We start from the raw sequence: 17,475 nt of genomic DNA on the forward strand, positions 1-17,475 counted from the left end.
TTTTCATTAAGCCTATAAGGTTAGATTTCTTGCGGAGGAAGATTTATGAGAAGAAAATTGGCGAAACAATACGTAAATGGCAAGATGTTATTATTGTGCATCATTGTATTGTTATCATTCACTCCTACCGCTTTGTGCAATGAACGAAATATCCTGGTGTTACATTCATATGATCCGGAATATATTTACACGAGAGTATTTAATAACACCCTCAAAGAAGAGTTGGATAAAAGCGGTAATTCGGTTAACCTTTTTTATGAATATCTCGATGCGAAGAGATTTGATCCTGCCGATTATTATGGACTGTTTGAAGAGTACATTATATCCAAGTATCGAAATCGCAAAATCGATTGTATTCTCTGCTTCGACGACGATGCCCTGCAATTTTTATTAGCGGAAAAAAACGACCTGGAAAATTTATCTACTCTCCCCATTATCTTTGGAAGCATTGCCAGTAAGGTGTTGATATATTTTGCCGCTTTGGAAAGAAACATGACTGGCGTTTTCGAGGATCTGGATGTATCGGCGAATGTGAATTTAATGCTTCAAATATTGCCCGCAAAACATGTATTTGTCGTGTCAGACAAAACGACTTTAGGTGTCGACCTATACGAAAAGGCAAGGCTCGTATTTAAAAGACTGAAGCATCTTTCTGTGGAATATCTCATAGGATTGCCATGGAACGAAATGAAGGAAAGGTTTGAAAATGCTCCCGAAGGATCCGCAATTTTTCTTCTTTCTTACTTGAGAGATGAGCAAAACAATGTGTATTCGATAGAAAGAGTGAGCGAGTTGCTACGGGGCGTATCCCTGCCTGTTGTAACGTTATTAACTCCCCTTGTAAATCTTGGCGGAGCTCTAGCATCTTGTGCTCCGACGCCTAAAACACAAATAGAAGCCGTCGTAAGGATTTTGAATTCCGTTCTGGCAGGAAGGGAAGTCAGATATATACCCATCGTTATGGATCTTCCGAAAAACTACTTAGTAAATTACCCCATGCTCAAAAAGTTTGATATAACTCGTTCTTCACTCCCAAAGAACCATATTCTGTTAAATGTTCCTGAGACTTTTTATAGAAGATATAAAAATGTTCTTTTGCCTGCTATATGTGTCGTTTCAATTTTGTCCGTCCTGGCATTGCTTTTGCTAATTAACTTCAACAGACGTAGAAGAGCTGAAGAGGCATTACACCGGGAGGTGGCCTTTTTAAAACAACTAGTAGAAACGATCCCTGATGCCATGTGTTATATCGATGGCAGCGGACGCATTGTACTGTGGAATAAAGCCTTTGAAAATTACCTTTCGCCCACCTGCGGGCGGATCAAGGGATGCAAGATCAGCGATTGTATTTCCGATATATCCCTTGCGGGAAATATAGAGTTGAATAGTTCAAATTACGTCGTGAATGAGGAGGAGTTTCAAACCACCCCGATTCTTTTTAGGGATAAATCCGGCGAGATTCATTATTTAAACGTCCACAAAAGACCGATTAAGAATGGCGAGAAACTCATAGGGACACTTATCATTATGATAGATGTCACTGCGTTGGTACAAATGCAAGAATCATTGAGAGGGCAAAAAAGCGGTTGGAATTGACCTTGATGGGAAGCAATGTAGCCTACTTCGAACGCAACGTTAAAACGGACGAATTATGGATGAATTCCCTCGGATATGAACTTCTAGGATATGATGATGGGGAAATTAAAAGTTTTTCTCAATTTAAGGAGCTTGTGCATCCCGAAGACCTGGAACAATATAATCTGTCATTGCAAAGGGTTTTTGAAAACATAAACGATAATTACAGAACGAATTATCGGATTAGGAGGAAAAATGGCGAATATATATGGATTGAAGCTACTGCCCTTGTGGTTGAACGAGACCTCGAGGGCAATCCGTCGATATTCGCCGGAGTATTCTGGGACATTACTGAAGAAAAACTCAAAGAGGCAGAAACCGCACAATTGATAGAAGGGCTTTATACGAGTTCGATGCTGGATCCCTTAACCGGAATTTTGAACAGGAAAGGATTGCGAGATAAACTTCCCGATGTGATTGCTCAGTGTAAGAAAATGGGAAAGAGTTTGAGCCTCATTTTATTAGATATCGATGATTTCAAAAAGATAAATGACACTTATGGTCATTTGGCAGGAGACTCGGTGTTAAGGGAATTAAGCGAAGCGGTAAGAGAGACGATTAGGAAAGATGATCTTTTCGTAAGATGGGGTGGAGATGAATTTTTAATTGTGTCGATGATTACGGTTGATGAAGCCCTTTGCATTGCTGATCGGTTGAGACGCAACATAGAAGGTCGACGATTTTCAGGATTTAACGTGACAGTTAGTGTAGGAATATCCAGGCTTTTGACAGACGAACCTTTGGAAGAAGGAATAAAAAGGGCTGACAGAGCCCTATACAACGCAAAGGCTAAGGGCAAAAATTCTGTTGCTGTGGAAGACGAATGATGACAGAAACAAACAGCCTCAAAGGTCATATTATTCAAACCCTCCGGTGTTTTTAACCCACAACTGGCATTTCTACAGTGAATTTTTATGTACTTCTCAGTGGGGTATACTGTGTGTAGAGATTTACACCAATTGTTTTGTATGAAGAATAAAAGGCACTAGACGAAGGAGGCATATTAGCATGTTGGACAAAAATAAGGTGCAGGAAATTTCGAAGAATCTACAAAGCAGGGGAATTGACGCTTTTCTTTTAGGCCCTGGAGATGATTTAGAGTACCTCAGCGGATTGAAAACGGGGGAGTGCGAACGATTCAAGGGGCTTTTCGTCCTGGGAGATGGCAGGTATTTCTACGTCACGCCCTATCTGTATGCAGAAGAGTTTGAGGCAGCATTGGGCAAAGAGACGCCTGCATACATGTGGGAGGACAAGAATTGGTTTTATCCAGCGTTAGCTCAAGCGATGGATGATTATGGCCTTAACGGCAAGAAGCTTGCCGTTAATTACGGCGTGAGGGCCGTGGACGCCATTGAGATAGCCGATCGACACGGGGTAAAGTTGTTGAACGGATGGCATTTGCTGGATAAGATGAGGATAATCAAGAGCCCTTCGGAGATAGAAAAGCTGGAAAAGGCAACACAAATTTCTGACGAGGCTTTTAAGGAACTTCTGGGCTTTATAAAACCGGGTATGACGGAGGGGGAAATCAGGAAAAAACTTCTTGAGCTTTTTGAGAAACACGGAGCTGACGAACCGGCCTTTGACGTCATCGTTGCGCAAAAGGAAAACGCCTCAAAGCCCCATTATAATGGCGCCAAAGGGGTCATAAGAGAACGCGATCTGGTGCTCGTCGACTTTGGGTGCAGGTATGAAAGCTATTGTTCTGATACCACCCGTACGGTTTTCGTGGGTGAGCCGACAGAAGAAGAGAAAGAGCTTTACGACGTAGTCCTGCGTGCCCAAGAAGCCGGTGAATCTGCGGTAAGACCGGGAGTCACGGCGGAAGAGGTCGATAGGGCGGCAAGGAGGGTCATAGAAGAAGCCGGTTACGGAGAATATTTCAACACCAGGCTAGGTCACGGGATAGGCGTAGCAATTCACGAGGCCCCTTACATCATGGAAGGCAACAAAATGCCTCTGGAACCAGGCATGACTTTCAGCATAGAGCCAGGAATTTATATCCCCGGCAAGATAGGCATTCGCATCGAAAATGTTGTGGTTGTAACAAAGGACGGCTGTTGGCCTCTTTCGAAGTTGCCTAAAGGGATCATCGTCCTTTGACACCTGTTTAACCAAACTTTATATAATGTGCAGAAGATGACAGTTGGGGTATTTATATGACGATCTTATGGAGGGACGGCGCAAGCGCTATCCCTCCATAAGATTTCGGTGATCATTTTCTGACGATAATGGCTCGCTGTGTGCCCCAACATCTTCTCGATCGCGATGGTTATTGTTGAATTTCGTGGTAAACTCTGGTGTGTATGCCAAAATTTTTAAGAATTTGATTAATATGAAAGGTGATTTTAATATTGAATGCATAAACATGGTTGGGTTAGAGCGGCTTGGCATAGCAAGAGGGTGGGGACAAGAATTTTATGAGTTAAAAGGAGGAATATCAATGGAGACCATCACAGCTCTACTGGTTATTGCTATTGTGTATGCGATTGGCGATTATGTCTCTCAGAAGACAAAGGCGATTTTTTCCATGTTATTTGTTTCAGGAATCATTTTTATGGTTGGTTTTTGGTTTGGTGTTCCCAAGACCTTATTTGAGGATGCCGCTATTGTTAAACTCTCTTTGGCGTTAATCCCCACGCTTATGGTGCATATGGGCACATTGATGAGGCTTAAAGATTTGCAGGAAGAGTGGAAGACAGTGATTATAGCCTTAAGCGCTATTATCGCTGCGGGGATTGTCCTTTTCCTGATAGGTTCACCCCTCATTGGCAAAGAATTTGCAGTGCCAGCTGCGGGTCCCATCTCGGGCGGGGTTGTAGCGACCCTCATCATGAGTGAGGCAGCTAAGGCTAAGGGCTTGGAGACGGTCTTGGTTTTTCTTACGCTTCTTTTGGTGCTTCAGAACTTCGTTGGTTTGCCGATAGCTTCGATTTGTTTATCGCGGGAGGGACACCGCCTTCGCGATGCTTATCGAAGCGGAGGTGTTCTTAAAGATGACCAATCCTCGAAATTAGAGGCTAATCTCGGAAAAAATGAGCGAAAATGGAAATTTATTCCGGAAACCCCAAAGGAGTTGCAAACGCCATTTATCCTGATAATGAAGACCATGCTTGTGGGGTGGCTTGCTGTGGTAGCGACTACCCTTTTGGGCGGTGTCATCGATAAATTTGTGATGGCATTGATATTCGGTATCATATTTTACGAGATAGGATTTCTTGAACCAAAGATCTTGACTAGGGCAAATTCGGAGGGCTTTACCCTTTTTGCTTTGTTGGTGCCCATTTTCATGAACTTAAATAAGGCAACGCCGGGCATGGTAATCTCTCTCATAGTTCCCATCGTTTTATCCTTTGCCATAGCCGTGGTGGGAATTGCCATCTCATCGGTAATTTTGTCCAGAATTTTCAAGTATTCATGGGAGATGAGCCTCGCCATAGGTGTCTGTTGCTTGTTCGGTTTCCCTGGGACGTTTATAGTGTCTCAGGAAGTGGCAAATGCTGTGGGCGAGACCCCTGAAGAAAAGGAGTTTGTGCTCACTAAGATACTGCCCAAGATGTTGGTTTCCGGTTTTACGACAGTTACTATCGCTTCAGTTTTCCTGGCTGGATTCCTAGTGAAATTGTTGTAATTTTTTCAAGGAGCGTGATTTTTTTGAAACTTGAAGAAATCGTTGAGCTTGCTGAAGAGCTTGAGGAGAAAGTCATAAAATTTCGCCGTGATTTCCACGCCCACCCCGAGCTTTCCTGGAAAGAGGAGAGGACGTCTAAAGTCATAGAGCAGGTCTTGAAAGAGTTGGGGTTTGAAAACGTGCGTCGCGGTTTCGGTGGGACGGAGTCTGGCGTTGTTGGAGATATAGCTGGAAGAAAAGAAGTTCCCCTGATAGCATTAAGGGCGGACATCGATGCTTTGCCAATCGAAGAGGAGGCAGACGTGCCTTGGAGGTCCATAAATAAAGGCGTCATGCACGCTTGCGGACACGACGCTCACGCGGCGATACTTTTAGGGGTTGCCCACATGCTTGCTTTGTTAAAAGATAAACTTCCCTGTAAAGTGCGCTTGATCTTCCAACCGGCAGAAGAGTCAGGCGTTCGGTCTGGCGCTCGCCAGCTTATCGAGGAAGGCGCTTTGGACGGTGTGGAAGCCATTTGGGGCCTTCACGTGTGGAGTTCGCTTCCGGCGGGTAAAATTGGCTACAGATCCGGTCCAACTATGGCCTCCGCAGACATATGGGGGGTAGAGATAAAGGGTAAAGGAGGTCACGGTTCAAGGCCCCACGAAGCGATAGATCCTACCATAGCGGCGGCAAGTATAGTATTGTCGCTACAGACTATAATAAGCCGAGAGCTGGACCCGCAAGAAACGGCGGTCTTAAGCATCGGCAGGCTGGAGAGCGGAAGCGCCCCCAACGTCATTCCCGAAAAAGCGCTAATTCAAGGCAACATTCGCACGACTAATTCAATTGTGCGTGACGAATTGCCCGGAAGTATAGAACGAATCGCAAAGGGAATAGGTAGCGCTTTGAGGTGTGAAGTTAAAACCAACTTTATTCCCGTCTATCCTGTCACCGTAAACGACCCTGACATGGTTGAGACCTTGAAAAAAGTTGCATCAGCCATGTTTGGCGATCAATCCCTGACAGAAATGCCCATAGTGATGGGTTCAGAGGATTTTAGCTTCTATCAACAGAAAGTACCGGGAGTCATTTTTTTCTTAGGGATGGCAGATTCTCAAAAAGGCACCGATGCCGAACACCATAACCCAACGTTTAAGACCAACGATGGGGTGCTAAAAAAAGGTGTGGCGCTTTTAACGGCCCTTGTGATGGAGTCCAAAGGAGAGGAATAGTTAATGATGAGAAAAATGCCAAAGGTTTTGGTGACAAGTCGCATCCCGGAAGAGGGGATGCGCATGTTGGAGGAGCATTGTGATGTCAAGGTGTTCGACTACGAAGGGGTTTTCCCGAGGGATGTGCTTTTAAAGGAAGTCAATGGAGTGAATGCCATCGTCTGCCTGCTTGCCGATAAAATCGATGGCGAAGTGATGGACGCGGCAGGCCCGCAGCTTAAGATCATTGCCAATTATGCCGTCGGATTTGACAATATCGACGTTGTTGCAGCCACAAAGCGCGGTATCATGGTGACTAACACGCCCGGTGTGCTCACGGATACGACGGCCGATCTGGCGTGGGCTCTGCTTTTGGCGACAGCCCGCAGAGTCGTGGAGGGCGATAAATTCTTGCGCCAGGGAAAGTTTAAGGGATGGAAGCCTATGCTTCTTTTGGGCACGGACGTCTATCACGCAACGCTTGGCATCATTGGCTTTGGAAACATTGGCAGAGCGGTAGCGCGCAGGGCAATGGGGTTTGACATGAAAGTCATCTACTATAGCTCTCATAAAGCCACCGCAGAATTGGAAAAGAAGTTAAACGCCGAATACAGGCCGCTCGATGATCTGCTTAAAGAGGCGGACTTCGTATCGATCCACGTACCGCTTACAAAGGAAACCAGACATCTGATCGGCGAGCGAGAGCTAAAGATGATGAAAAAGGAAGCCTACCTCATAAACACTGCGAGGGGACCTATCGTTGACGAAAAGGCTTTGGCGAAGGCCCTGAAAGAAGGCTGGATCAGGGGAGCCGGCCTTGATGTCTTTGAACGTGAACCCGAGGTAGAGCCCGAGCTTCTTGAACTTGATAACGCGGTCTTGCTGCCTCATCTTGGCTCGGCTTCATACGCCACGCGCGCCAAAATGGCCACCATGGTGGCAGAAAACGCCCTCAAAGCGCTGAAAGGAGAAGTGCCTCCTAACCTGGTCAACCCCGAAGTGATGATGGGTAGGTGAAAGAAACCTAGGTCTCAAAAGACAAAAAAGAGCGTACTTCCTGAAGTTGGTCAAAAAGTTAATGACACTGCACTCCGACAGTAATTATTGCAATGTAAACGTTTTGGCATTGACACCAAGCTGTACCGGATATATAATCTCTTCGCTTGGATTTGACTGAAAAGGACTTGAAAAACGGGGAGATTTTTATGTCCAAGGAATACGAGGATTTACTGAAATCGCGAGTAGATTGGAATGTACTTTTTGACCTTTACGGAGGACTTTTGACGGAAAAACAAAGAAAGGCCATCGAGCTTTATGATATGGCCGATTGGTCTTTGTCCGAAGTTGCCGGTGTCTTACAGATAAGTCGCCAAGGAGTTTTTGAACTCCTTCAACGAGCCAGGAAGCGGCTTATTGAAATAGAAGAGGTGGTAGGCTATAAGCGTACCTTAGAGGCACTTGGGGAATATAAAAGAAATGTAGAAAAACTATTGAATCAACGTGATAATGAACTTTCCGAAGAATTCAAATCCAAAATGTCAGAGTTGCTTTCGGATTTAGGAAAGATGGGTGATCAGGATGTTTGATTCCTTAAAAGAGCGATTAGAAGGAATTTTTTCTAAACTTAGAAGCAAGGGCAGGCTCACAGAAGAAGATATCAGTGACGCTTTGCGTGAGGTAAGAAGAGCGTTGCTGGAGGCCGATGTTAACTATAAGATAGCAAAGGACCTAGTTGAGCGAATTAAAGATCGTTGTCTTGGTCAAGAAGTTCTATCTTCTATCATGCCTGCTCAGCAAGTTTATGCCGTCGTATACGAGGAGCTTTGCAACCTCATGGGAGGTAAGAGGGAAAGATTGAACTTTGCTCCCAAACCACCATCAATATTTACGCTCGTGGGATTGCAGGGTTCTGGTAAGACGACTACTGCAGTAAAGCTTGCCTTAAGGATATCGGATAGCCATAAACCCATGGTCGTTGCCTGCGATTTACGTCGTCCTGCTGCGGTAAAACAGCTTAAAGTCTTAGCCGAAAAGGCGGGTGTTCCATTTTTTGGTCCCGAAGAAGCCGGCTCCAATAACGTATTGGATGTTGCTAAAAGAGCCTTGACATATGCAGATTCTCGCCTCATTGACGTAATTATCTTCGACACGGCGGGGCGTTTGCATGTCGATGACGATCTCATGTCGGAACTAGAACGGATGCATAAGTTATTAAACCCACAAGAGGTCTTGCTCGTTGTAGACGCCATGACTGGACAAGAAGGCGTCAATGTGGCACAAGCCTTTCAAGAAAAGGCGGGTATTACGGGAGTGATATTAACTAAGCTGGATGGAGATGCCCGGGGAGGTGCGGCTCTTGCCGTTAAAGCTGCGACTGGAGTTCCTATCAAGCTCGTGGGAGTTGGCGAGCACCTCGAAGACTTAGAAGAGTTTGACGCTGCAAGGATGGCGCAACGCATACTTGGCATGGGCGACATGGAAGGGTTGCTCGAGAAAATACAAAAATCTAGTGACGTCGAAGAAATTGAGCGGGTTCAAAAAAGCCTCAAGGATGATAAGTTTACCCTTGAGGATTTACTAGTACAACTAAGACAAATTCAAAAACTCGGTCCACTTGACAAAGTAATGGACATGCTTCCCCTTCCCGGAAAGGTTAAATCTCAAGTCTCTGATGTAGATTTCAGGCGCATTAAACACGTTGAGGCTATTATTCTTTCGATGACGCCGGAAGAGAGAAAAAGGCCGGAGATAATAAAAGGCAGCAGAAAGCGCCGAATTGCCAGTGGTTCTGGCACAAATGTCCAAATGGTCAATCAGGTATTGAGGCAATATCAACAAATGAAAGAAATATTTAAACGCTTTGGTAAGGGTAAGGGCAAATTAAGAGGCCTAAAGATTCCCAAAGGATTATTTTAGGAGGTGCAGTGTGTATGGTGGTTAGGATCAGATTAGCACGTCATGGACGCAAAAAGAGGCCCTTTTATCGTTTGGTGGTTGCTGACTCTCGTTCTCCTCGGGACGGGAAGTTCATTGAGATGATAGGCACTTACAACCCGCTAACGGATCCGGCAGAGGTGAAAGTCAACGAAGAAAGGGCCATTTATTGGTTAAAAGTTGGGGCTCAACCTTCGGATACAGCCAGGTCATTGTTGAGAAAGGCTGGTGTGTGGGATAAGTTTGTGGAGAGCAAGAAGGCTTGATGCGCATGGTGGACTATGCGGACTTAGTTAAAACTATAGTGATGCAGTTGGTAACTAAACCTGAAGACGTAGAAGTAAGGCAAGATTCAGAGGATGGCAAGATCAAAGTATCTATCAAAGTTAATCCTGAGGATATGGGCCGTGTCATAGGCAAGGCAGGATCGACCATTAGATCTATACGAGTGATTGCCAAGGCAGCTTCAATTAAGTCTAAAGAAAAAATAGATGTAATAGTTGAAGAATGAAAAAGCCCAAAGAGGTGGGTGATTTAATGAGTGTAAAAGAGTTGGTCACCATAGGGCGGATTGTAGGCGCTCACGGAATTAAAGGAGAGTTCCGCCTTCTGCCATTGACCGATTTTCCGGATCGTTTTAACGGTATGGATCACCTTGATGTTTATCGCCCTAACGGTTCCTTTTGGTGCCGACTCACGATCAATTCTTTAAGGGAGCACGTAGGTAAAAAGCAGTTTATTGTCGGTGTCGACGAAATTGTCGACAGAGAGGGGGCTGAAAGCCTGCGTGGCGGCCTTATAATGATAACCCGAGAGGAAAGAGTTGAACTCCCTGAGGGATGTTATTGGCTGGATGATTTGCTCGGGCTCGTAGTTGTTGATGTTGAGAGTGGAGACCCTTTGGGCACGCTCGTTGAAATTATGCCAACGGGCAGCAACGATGTTTATGTAGTGGAGGCGCAAGACGGTAAAAAACGCATGCTCCCAGCCATATCGGAAGTTATCAAGGAAATAAATCTGGAAGAAGGTTTAGTAAAAGTGCACTTGATGGAAGGATTGTGGGAGTAGTGCGCTTTTCCGTAGTGACTGCCTTTCCAGAGTATTTTCATGCTTTCTTAAATACGAGCATAGTTGGGAAGGCCATTAAAGAGGGCAAGATAGAAGTAGAGATCGTAAATTTGAGAGATTTCGCACAAAACAGCTATGGTCAAATAGACGATTATTCTTATGGTGGCGGCGGAATGGTCATTATGCCCGAACCTTTATATAAAGCCTTAGAAAGCATTAAGTCGGACAAGGCTTACGTAGTATATCCTTCGCCGCAAGGCGTCATTCTTACGCAAGATGTGGTAGAAGCATTGGCTGCTAAAGATCATGTCATTCTAATATGCGGTCACTACGAAGGAATTGATGAACGCTTCGTAGAAAAGTGTGTGGACCTTGAAATATCAATAGGGGATTACGTGCTAACCGGTGGAGAACTTCCCGCAATGGTCATCATCGATGCCGTTTCAAGGTTAATACCCGGTGTTGTTGGGAAAAAGGAAGCAGTCCTGGAGGATTCTTTTTATAAAGGCATGTTGGACTATCCGCACTACACCAGGCCTGCGGAGTGGAATGGCATTCAAGTTCCCGAAGAACTAACTTCGGGAGACCATGAAAGGACGGCAAGGTGGCGCATGAGACAAGCTGCTTTAAGGACGCTAAGTCGTCGTCCGGACCTTTTGTCCAGAGCAGGCATAAGGCCATACTTGAGTCAGGGTATTTACGTTATGTTGGTTCATCATCCAGTGCTGAATAAAAATGATGAAGTAGTAACTTCGGCAGTAACCGGTCTTGACCTTCACGATATAAGCAGGAGTTGTATGACTTATGGTGTAGACAAATTTTTGGTAATTACCCCGCTTAAATCGCAGCGTGATATGATACATAAAATTACAGCTCATTGGGAAAGGGCTTCTAAAGAAGGACTTAATCCCATGAGGTCCGAAGCCTTGAATTTAGTTAAAACCTTTAATTCTATTGAATTTGCCATAATGTGGATAAAGCGGCGGGAGAAGGAAAAGCCCTTTATAGTTGCGACTACAGCGAAAAAAAGAAAGGGCGCAATACCATGGCTCGAACTAAAAAGGACCATCTTGGAACAAGACGCCCCTTTGTGCCTAGTTTTTGGCACAAGTTGGGGTCTTGCAGATGAAATTTTTAATCAAGTTGATGCAGTCTTAGATCCTATATTAGGCGGATATGGAGAGTACAATCATTTATCCGTTCGAAGCGCAGTGGCGGTTGCGCTAGATCGCTTCTTCGGATCGAGGTAAAGTTTTAAAGTAAGGGAGGAAAACGGGATGGACCCAAGGATTGATTTAATTGAAAAAAAATATCAAAAGCGAGAATTGCCAGATTTTAGGCCCGGAGATACCGTTAAGGTTCATGTAAAAGTAAGAGAAGCTGGCAAAGAGAGGATTCAGGTATTTGAGGGAGTCGTTATAGCAAGGAAAAAAGGCGGCTTGAGGGAAACCTTTACGGTTAGAAAAGTTTCCGGCGGAATTGGTGTCGAGAGGATATTTCCTGTCTATTGCCCTAACGTGGAAAAAGTAGAGATCGTGCGCCACGGAAGGGTTAGAAGGGCGAAGCTGTATTATTTGAGGAAATTGTCAGGAAAAGCTGCGCGCATCAAAGAACGTCGCAGATAAACGATTCAAATTATACAAAAGAGGACGTGGATTGTGTACTATCCTTGATGTTGCGGTAGCATTAAATAATGTATTGTGTATCTAGCAAAAGAGGCTTGCAGCTGTTAAATCAAACTTGCAAGCCTTTTTTGTGCCTAAAGCACTAAGCCTACTAGGTGAATGTTCGCATATGATATATATGTAATATGCATTGATATAATAGTTTTAACTTCTGTTTTTTGCAGGCAATGGCTTGTTTTTGAAAAGTGTCTAGAAGGGTTAATTTTTTGCTAGGAGAATTACTTGGTGCCTAGAAATAGAAAGGGGGATTTTCATTGAAAAGGATTCTTGTCACTGGCGGAACGGGTCAGATTGGTTCTGAGTTGGTGCCTGCACTGAGGCAAAGATACGGAAATGAAAACGTGGTATGTGGAGGTCACAGGCGAAACCCCGGACAAGACTTGCTTGAAAGCGGACCTTATGAAGTTATTGACGTGGTTGATGCTAATGTATTTGTCGAAGTCGTTAAGAAGTATAAAATAAATACTATATACCACCTTCCTGCCATCCTGTCTGCAAGGGCAGAAGAAAACCCGATGCGAGCATGGGAGGTCAACATTGGAGGCTTGAGAAATGCCCTTGAAATAGCGAGGGAGTTTGAGTGCGCATTATTTGTCCCAAGCTCTATAGCTGCCTTCGGTCCTAATTCCCCAAAATGGAAGACCCCACAGGACACCATACAGCGCCCCAGGACGATGTATGGTGTCACAAAGGTAACGGGTGAGCTTTTGTGCGACTACTATCATTTCAAGTATGGGGTTGATACTCGTGGCGTAAGATATCCGGGTTTAATTTCTTACAAAACCCTGCCCGGAGGAGGTACGACTGACTACGCAGTCGAAATATTCTACGAGGCATTGAAAAATAAAAGATATACCTGTTACTTGAAGGAAGATACTCGACTGGATATGATGTATATGCCCGATGCCTTAAAGGCTGCCATGGAGCTAATGGAAGCTGACCCAAACCATTTGGTTCATCGAAATGCCTTTAACATTACAGCCATGGCTTTCACGCCTAAGGAACTGGCAGAGGAAATCAAAAAACACATTCCGGATTTTAAAATGACTTATCACATAGACCCCGTAAAACAAAAGATAGCAGATTCTTGGCCCGATATGCTCGATGATAGTTGCGCCAGGCAAGAATGGAGTTGGAATCCCGAGTACGATTTACCCATAATGGTAGAGGACATGTTAGAGAAGCTATCGGAAAAACTTGGCGTAAGCTACAAGTGACAATGTGCATTTATTAAGTAAACCCGTACTATTAAAGTATTACAAAGCTGCGGGCAATGTTTTCCAGGCAACTTTACGTTCGAAAGGCGGTTACATTGATGTCATAAATAAAGACGCACCCACATAAGCAGGAGGGAAAGTGGCGCTTATGTGTGTGCGTCTTTTCGAGGAAGGGCTTTTCCTGAAACATATTTTATAACAAACTACACACAAAGACCAGAAGAAGGTTAATGAAATTTTGTTTAAAGGGAAAGAAAGAATGAGGTGCATCCGGGTTTTAAAAAATGTGATACCATTGGAATACTGGTGCCAGTCAGCTAAACTTCTGAAGATGACTTAAAAAATGCCAGTCGCAAGAAAATAAGTATCTCCACCACAACCCTAGGGAGTAGCCTTGTGGCGTATGTCCTTGAGCTTGCATATCTTTTGATCGCAGTTTTTAAAGGCACATGCAAAAATGAACATAATGAAAAATGCTTTTTGAGGAAACCTTTTCATTGAGTTCGCAAAAATATTGCTTTATTTTTAGGAGGGATATGGCAAATGCTTAAAGAAGAAAAGGTGCCTTTGAAAGAAGCTGCAGAGCAGGTTGCAAGAGTTTGCAGAAGATTGGCAATGCTTCATCTTGCCTTTGCCAAGACATTGGTAGCGGAATTTGGCGAGGAAAAAGGCAAACAAATAGTCCTTAAAGCCATAAAGCAATATGGAATTAGCATTGGCAAGGAAGTTAAAGCAAAGGCGAATGCTTTGGGATTAAGCTTAGAACCCGAAAATTACGTTGAGGATCTCCCACATTATGGAATGCACGAGAGCATGGAAAAACTAGAGATCGACGGTGAACCAAGGATCATAGCCCGTGGTTGTGTCATGGGGAAGTATTGGAATGAAATGGGCATGGGTGAGCTTGGAAGGCTATACTGCTTCGTCGATGTTGCAAAATACATGGCCTTTAATCCGGATTATAAATTGGTACACTTAAAAGCACTGCCTGATGGTGATGAATATTGCGAATTTGCCATTAGGCTTACTACCGAACAGGAAAAAAAGGACTTCTTCGATGAAGATAAAGATTGGAGATACATAGATAGATGAATGATAAGCAATTAAGAAGGAATTGAATGTTGCATACGAAAGGACCTCTTTTGCAAAAAGAGAAGAGGGCAAAAAAATTGTTGGAACTGCAGCCGCATTTAAGTGTATTGCTGCAGGTGTCTACAATAAAAGGAACAAGGCGCCTTTACTCTATGCCCTGTGCTTCAAGGAGTTTTCGGTAAGTTCCTCCTGGAAAGATGTTTTCTATACTTTTAGTTGCAGTCTTGGCCCATATAAGGTTTTGTGTCCAGCTTGTCCACTACTATACATGTTCTTTCTCTTTAGATTCTTGTCAAGGATATTTTGAGGATCGCAAGACATAGATACCATTTTACTTTAATTTTAAATGAAGTGGTTCTACGGCTTGACAATGTAAGTTTACTGCAATAATGTGTGGATGAATTTTTGAGGCATTAGACGATTCCAAAGCTGGGAAGGTTGACGTAAATGAAGACTGAAGGATCTTGGAAAGAAGAGCTTGCTGAGTATTGGACAATGCCTGTCGAAGCACTGGCAAATGTATTAGGTGCCAATATAGCGAGAGGACTGTCTGAATCCGAGGCCCTTGAACGTCTGAAATTGGTTGGCCTTAACCGGCTGGATGCTAAAAAACGTTTTTCGGCCTTTTCCATTTTTCTTTCTCAGTTTAAAAGCCCAATTATCATAATCCTCCTCTTTGCAACCGTTGTTTCCGCCGTGGTGCAGAGTTTTGCGGATTCTGCGATAATATTGACCATCGTCTTCCTTAGCGCAGTTTTGGGTTTTTTCGAGGAATATAGTGCTAATAACGCCGTTGAAAAGTTGCAAAGAAGGGTTTCCGTGCAATGTAAAGTGATACGGGAAGGACGGGAACAATCCATCCCTATGGAAGAAATCGTTCCAGGAGATGTCGTTCTCCTTTCTGTGGGCAGCCTTATTCCTGGAGATGGCATAGTCATTGAATCAAACGGCCTTTTTGTCAACCAGGCTATAATAACGGGTGAAGACTTCCCTGCAGAGAAAAAACCGGAAACGACTAATGCCCAGAGCAGCCTTTCCGAACGCAAGAACACGGTGTTCATGGGAACGAGCGTTGCAAACGGCAGTGGTAAGATGTTAGTCATTGCGACAGGGCGGGACACTATTCTTGGGCAAATTGCACATCGGCTCAGGATTCGCCCTTTGACTACGGAGTTTGAACGCGGTATTCAGCATTTAGGGTATTTTCTCTCGGAAATAATGCTCATTTTAGTCCTCGGAATTTTTATCCTAAACGTGGTTTTCAAGAGATCTGTTTTGGATTCGCTCCTTTTTCGGTCGCATTGGCCGTAGGACTCACACCTCAACTTCTACCCGCGATAATTGTCACGAACTTGTCCAAGGGTTCAAAGCTCATGGGTAAGGCGGGGGTTGTTGTACGTCGCCTTGCGGCCATAGAGAATTTCGGAAGCATGAATGTCCTTTGTATGGATAAGACGGGGACAATTACCAAGGGGACTGTGGAGTTAGAAGGTGCCTACGACGCTGACGGAAAACCTTCTGATTTGGTTTTCAAGGAAGCCTATACCAATGCGAAGTTGCAGGCTGGCTTTGTCAATCCCCTGGATGAGGCCATTGCCTCAGCACGACAGCTAGATATAAGTGATTTTCAGAAGATCGGCGAGGTTCCATATGATTTTGAGCGCAAGCGCCTCACGATAGCTGTTCAGGAAAACTCTGCTACTACAAAAACTTCATATATAATCACGAAAGGTGCACTCGAAAATGTCCTCGAAATCTCATCTTCCATTCATAAAGACGGAAAAATTCTTCCCCTTGATCAGGCTAAGCTTGATGGCATTCTTGCCTTGTATCGCACCTGGAGCGAGCAAGGCTTCCGAGTTATCGGAGTGGCACGAAAAGATTTGGCCCCCGATATCACATGTTCGAAGGAATGCGAAAAAGATATGATCTTCATCGGTTTTCTGCGTTTTTTTGATCCGCCAAAGGAGGGCATAGAAGACGTCTTATTGGAACTTAAAGAATTAGGTGTAAACCTCAAGATCATTACTGGGGACAACAGATTCGTCGCTGCCCATGTCGCCTCTTCCGTTGGTTTAAAGGTGACGAAGATCTTGAGCGGAAAAGATTTGGATGCCTTGAGCGATGAAGCTCTTCTTCGGATGGCTGAAGCGGCTGAAATATTTGCTGAGGTAGATCCTCGCCAAAAACAGCGTATCGTCATTACCCTGAAAAGAATGGGCAACGTAGTGGGTTTTATGGGCGATGGTGTAAATGATGCCCTTGCACTTCACAGCGCAGATGTTGGGATCTCTGTGGACAGTGCGGCCGATGTCGCCAAGGATGCTGCCGATTTCGTCCTCCTTGAGAAAGACCTTAAGGTGCTCAAAGATGGGGTAATCCAGGGAAGACATATTTTTGCCAACACGCTGAAATACGTCTTCATGGCTACCAGTGCAAACTTTGGCAACATGTTCAGTATGGCTGTAGCGTCCATTTTTCTCCCCTTCCTTCCCCTATTGCCCAAACAAATTTTGCTTATCAATTTGCTGACCGACCTTCCGGAGATGACCATCGCTTATGACCGGGTAGACCAAACATATATCAAAGCTCCTCACCGTTGGGATATAGGTTTCATTCGTCGCTTCATGGTTACCTTTGGCCCGTTGAGCTCGATCTTCGATTTTGCTACATTTGGCTTGCTCCTTTTAACTAAAGCTAATCAGGTTTTATTTCGAACAGGTTGGTTCGTGGAGTCTGTACTTTCTGCTGCGACAGTGATATTTGCCCTTCGTACTCGTTTACCCTTCTATCGTAATTCCCCGGCAAAATCCCTACTGTTGGTCTCTATTTGCGTTATGGTTTTTGTCCTTTGGCTCCCCTATTCATCTGTGGGGCCAATTATGGGTTTTGGCCCTCTTCCGCTTTATCTCATTGTGGCCATTTGCGTTATAGTGATGGCTTATTTCTCTTCCGCTGAGCTTATGAAACGTATTTTCTATAGCCATAGGAAGGATTGAGTAGAGAGATAGAAG

Annotated in this window: 18 protein-coding genes; all 18 read left to right on the forward strand. The window is 44.4% G+C overall.

The genetic code is table 11. The features are described 5' to 3' along the window. Positions 1-45 precede the first annotated feature (45 nt). The 18 genes from AC5SXE_RS11225 (at position 46) to AC5SXE_RS11310 (ending at position 17,460) form a co-directional block, all read left to right on the forward strand. Positions 46-1,596 carry a PAS domain S-box protein gene (locus tag AC5SXE_RS11225; RefSeq protein ID WP_332635596.1) on the forward strand — a complete coding sequence of 517 codons (1,551 nt, stop codon included), beginning with the start codon at positions 46-48 and terminating at the stop codon, positions 1,594-1,596. After that, positions 1,587-2,462, forward strand: a complete 876-nt coding sequence (locus AC5SXE_RS11230) for a GGDEF domain-containing protein (protein WP_310847046.1) — start codon at positions 1,587-1,589, stop codon at positions 2,460-2,462. The genes AC5SXE_RS11225 and AC5SXE_RS11230 overlap by 10 nt, the downstream gene beginning before the upstream one ends. 181 nt (positions 2,463-2,643) lie before the next feature. Next, positions 2,644-3,741, forward strand: a complete 1,098-nt coding sequence (locus AC5SXE_RS11235) for a M24 family metallopeptidase (protein ID WP_310847045.1) — start codon at positions 2,644-2,646, stop codon at positions 3,739-3,741. A gap of 340 nt (positions 3,742-4,081) precedes the next feature. Beyond that, positions 4,082-5,269, forward strand: a complete 1,188-nt coding sequence (locus AC5SXE_RS11240; RefSeq protein WP_310847043.1) for a hypothetical protein — start codon at positions 4,082-4,084, stop codon at positions 5,267-5,269. A gap of 14 nt (positions 5,270-5,283) precedes the next feature. After that, positions 5,284-6,486, forward strand: coding sequence for a M20 metallopeptidase family protein (locus AC5SXE_RS11245; RefSeq protein ID WP_493917371.1), 1,203 nt, complete (start codon positions 5,284-5,286; stop codon positions 6,484-6,486). A 3-nt stretch (positions 6,487-6,489) separates the two neighbouring features. Beyond that, positions 6,490-7,482, forward strand: coding sequence for a glyoxylate reductase (gene gyaR / locus AC5SXE_RS11250; RefSeq protein WP_310847035.1), 993 nt, complete (start codon positions 6,490-6,492; stop codon positions 7,480-7,482). 188 nt (positions 7,483-7,670) lie between these two features. After that, on the forward strand, positions 7,671-8,051 hold the full coding sequence (locus AC5SXE_RS11255) for a sigma factor-like helix-turn-helix DNA-binding protein (protein ID WP_303882172.1): 381 nt from the start codon (positions 7,671-7,673) through the stop codon (positions 8,049-8,051). Then, on the forward strand, positions 8,044-9,381 hold the full coding sequence (gene ffh, locus AC5SXE_RS11260; protein ID WP_310847029.1) for a signal recognition particle protein: 1,338 nt from the start codon (positions 8,044-8,046) through the stop codon (positions 9,379-9,381). The genes AC5SXE_RS11255 and ffh overlap by 8 nt, the downstream gene beginning before the upstream one ends. 14 nt (positions 9,382-9,395) lie before the next feature. Continuing rightward, positions 9,396-9,665 (forward strand): 30S ribosomal protein S16, encoded by a 270-nt coding sequence (rpsP, locus tag AC5SXE_RS11265; RefSeq protein ID WP_303882169.1) that lies wholly within the window; start codon positions 9,396-9,398, stop codon positions 9,663-9,665. After that, the gene (locus tag AC5SXE_RS11270) at positions 9,665-9,910 is read left to right on the forward strand and encodes a KH domain-containing protein (RefSeq protein ID WP_310847175.1); all 246 of its coding nucleotides are present in this window, start codon (positions 9,665-9,667) and stop codon (positions 9,908-9,910) included. The genes rpsP and AC5SXE_RS11270 overlap by 1 nt, the downstream gene beginning before the upstream one ends. Positions 9,911-9,936: 26 nt before the next feature. Further along, a complete protein-coding gene (gene rimM / locus AC5SXE_RS11275; RefSeq protein WP_303882168.1) occupies positions 9,937-10,467 on the forward strand; it encodes a ribosome maturation factor RimM in 531 nt (176 codons plus the stop codon). After that, entirely contained in the window at positions 10,458-11,717 is a 1,260-nt protein-coding gene (gene trmD / locus AC5SXE_RS11280) for a tRNA (guanosine(37)-N1)-methyltransferase TrmD (RefSeq protein ID WP_310847022.1), read from the forward strand. The genes rimM and trmD overlap by 10 nt, the downstream gene beginning before the upstream one ends. A 27-nt stretch (positions 11,718-11,744) precedes the next feature. Then, positions 11,745-12,092, forward strand: coding sequence for a 50S ribosomal protein L19 (gene rplS, locus AC5SXE_RS11285; protein WP_303882166.1), 348 nt, complete (start codon positions 11,745-11,747; stop codon positions 12,090-12,092). A 314-nt stretch (positions 12,093-12,406) separates the two neighbouring features. Then, on the forward strand, positions 12,407-13,369 hold the full coding sequence (locus AC5SXE_RS11290) for an L-threonine 3-dehydrogenase (protein WP_303882165.1): 963 nt from the start codon (positions 12,407-12,409) through the stop codon (positions 13,367-13,369). 543 nt (positions 13,370-13,912) lie between these two features. After that, positions 13,913-14,461, forward strand: coding sequence for an L-2-amino-thiazoline-4-carboxylic acid hydrolase (locus AC5SXE_RS11295; RefSeq protein WP_493917372.1), 549 nt, complete (start codon positions 13,913-13,915; stop codon positions 14,459-14,461). 22 nt (positions 14,462-14,483) lie between these two features. Beyond that, positions 14,484-14,768, forward strand: coding sequence for a hypothetical protein (locus tag AC5SXE_RS11300; RefSeq protein ID WP_310847008.1), 285 nt, complete (start codon positions 14,484-14,486; stop codon positions 14,766-14,768). 140 nt (positions 14,769-14,908) lie between these two features. Then, the gene (locus AC5SXE_RS11305; protein ID WP_493917373.1) at positions 14,909-15,772 is read left to right on the forward strand and encodes a P-type ATPase actuator domain-containing protein; all 864 of its coding nucleotides are present in this window, start codon (positions 14,909-14,911) and stop codon (positions 15,770-15,772) included. Between the two features lie 62 nt (positions 15,773-15,834). Then, complete coding sequence (locus tag AC5SXE_RS11310) at positions 15,835-17,460, forward strand: HAD-IC family P-type ATPase (protein ID WP_493917374.1); 1,626 nt, start codon at positions 15,835-15,837, stop codon at positions 17,458-17,460. The last annotated feature ends 15 nt before the right edge of the window (positions 17,461-17,475 follow it).

The sequence above is a fragment of the Acetomicrobium sp. genome (assembly GCF_059026225.1).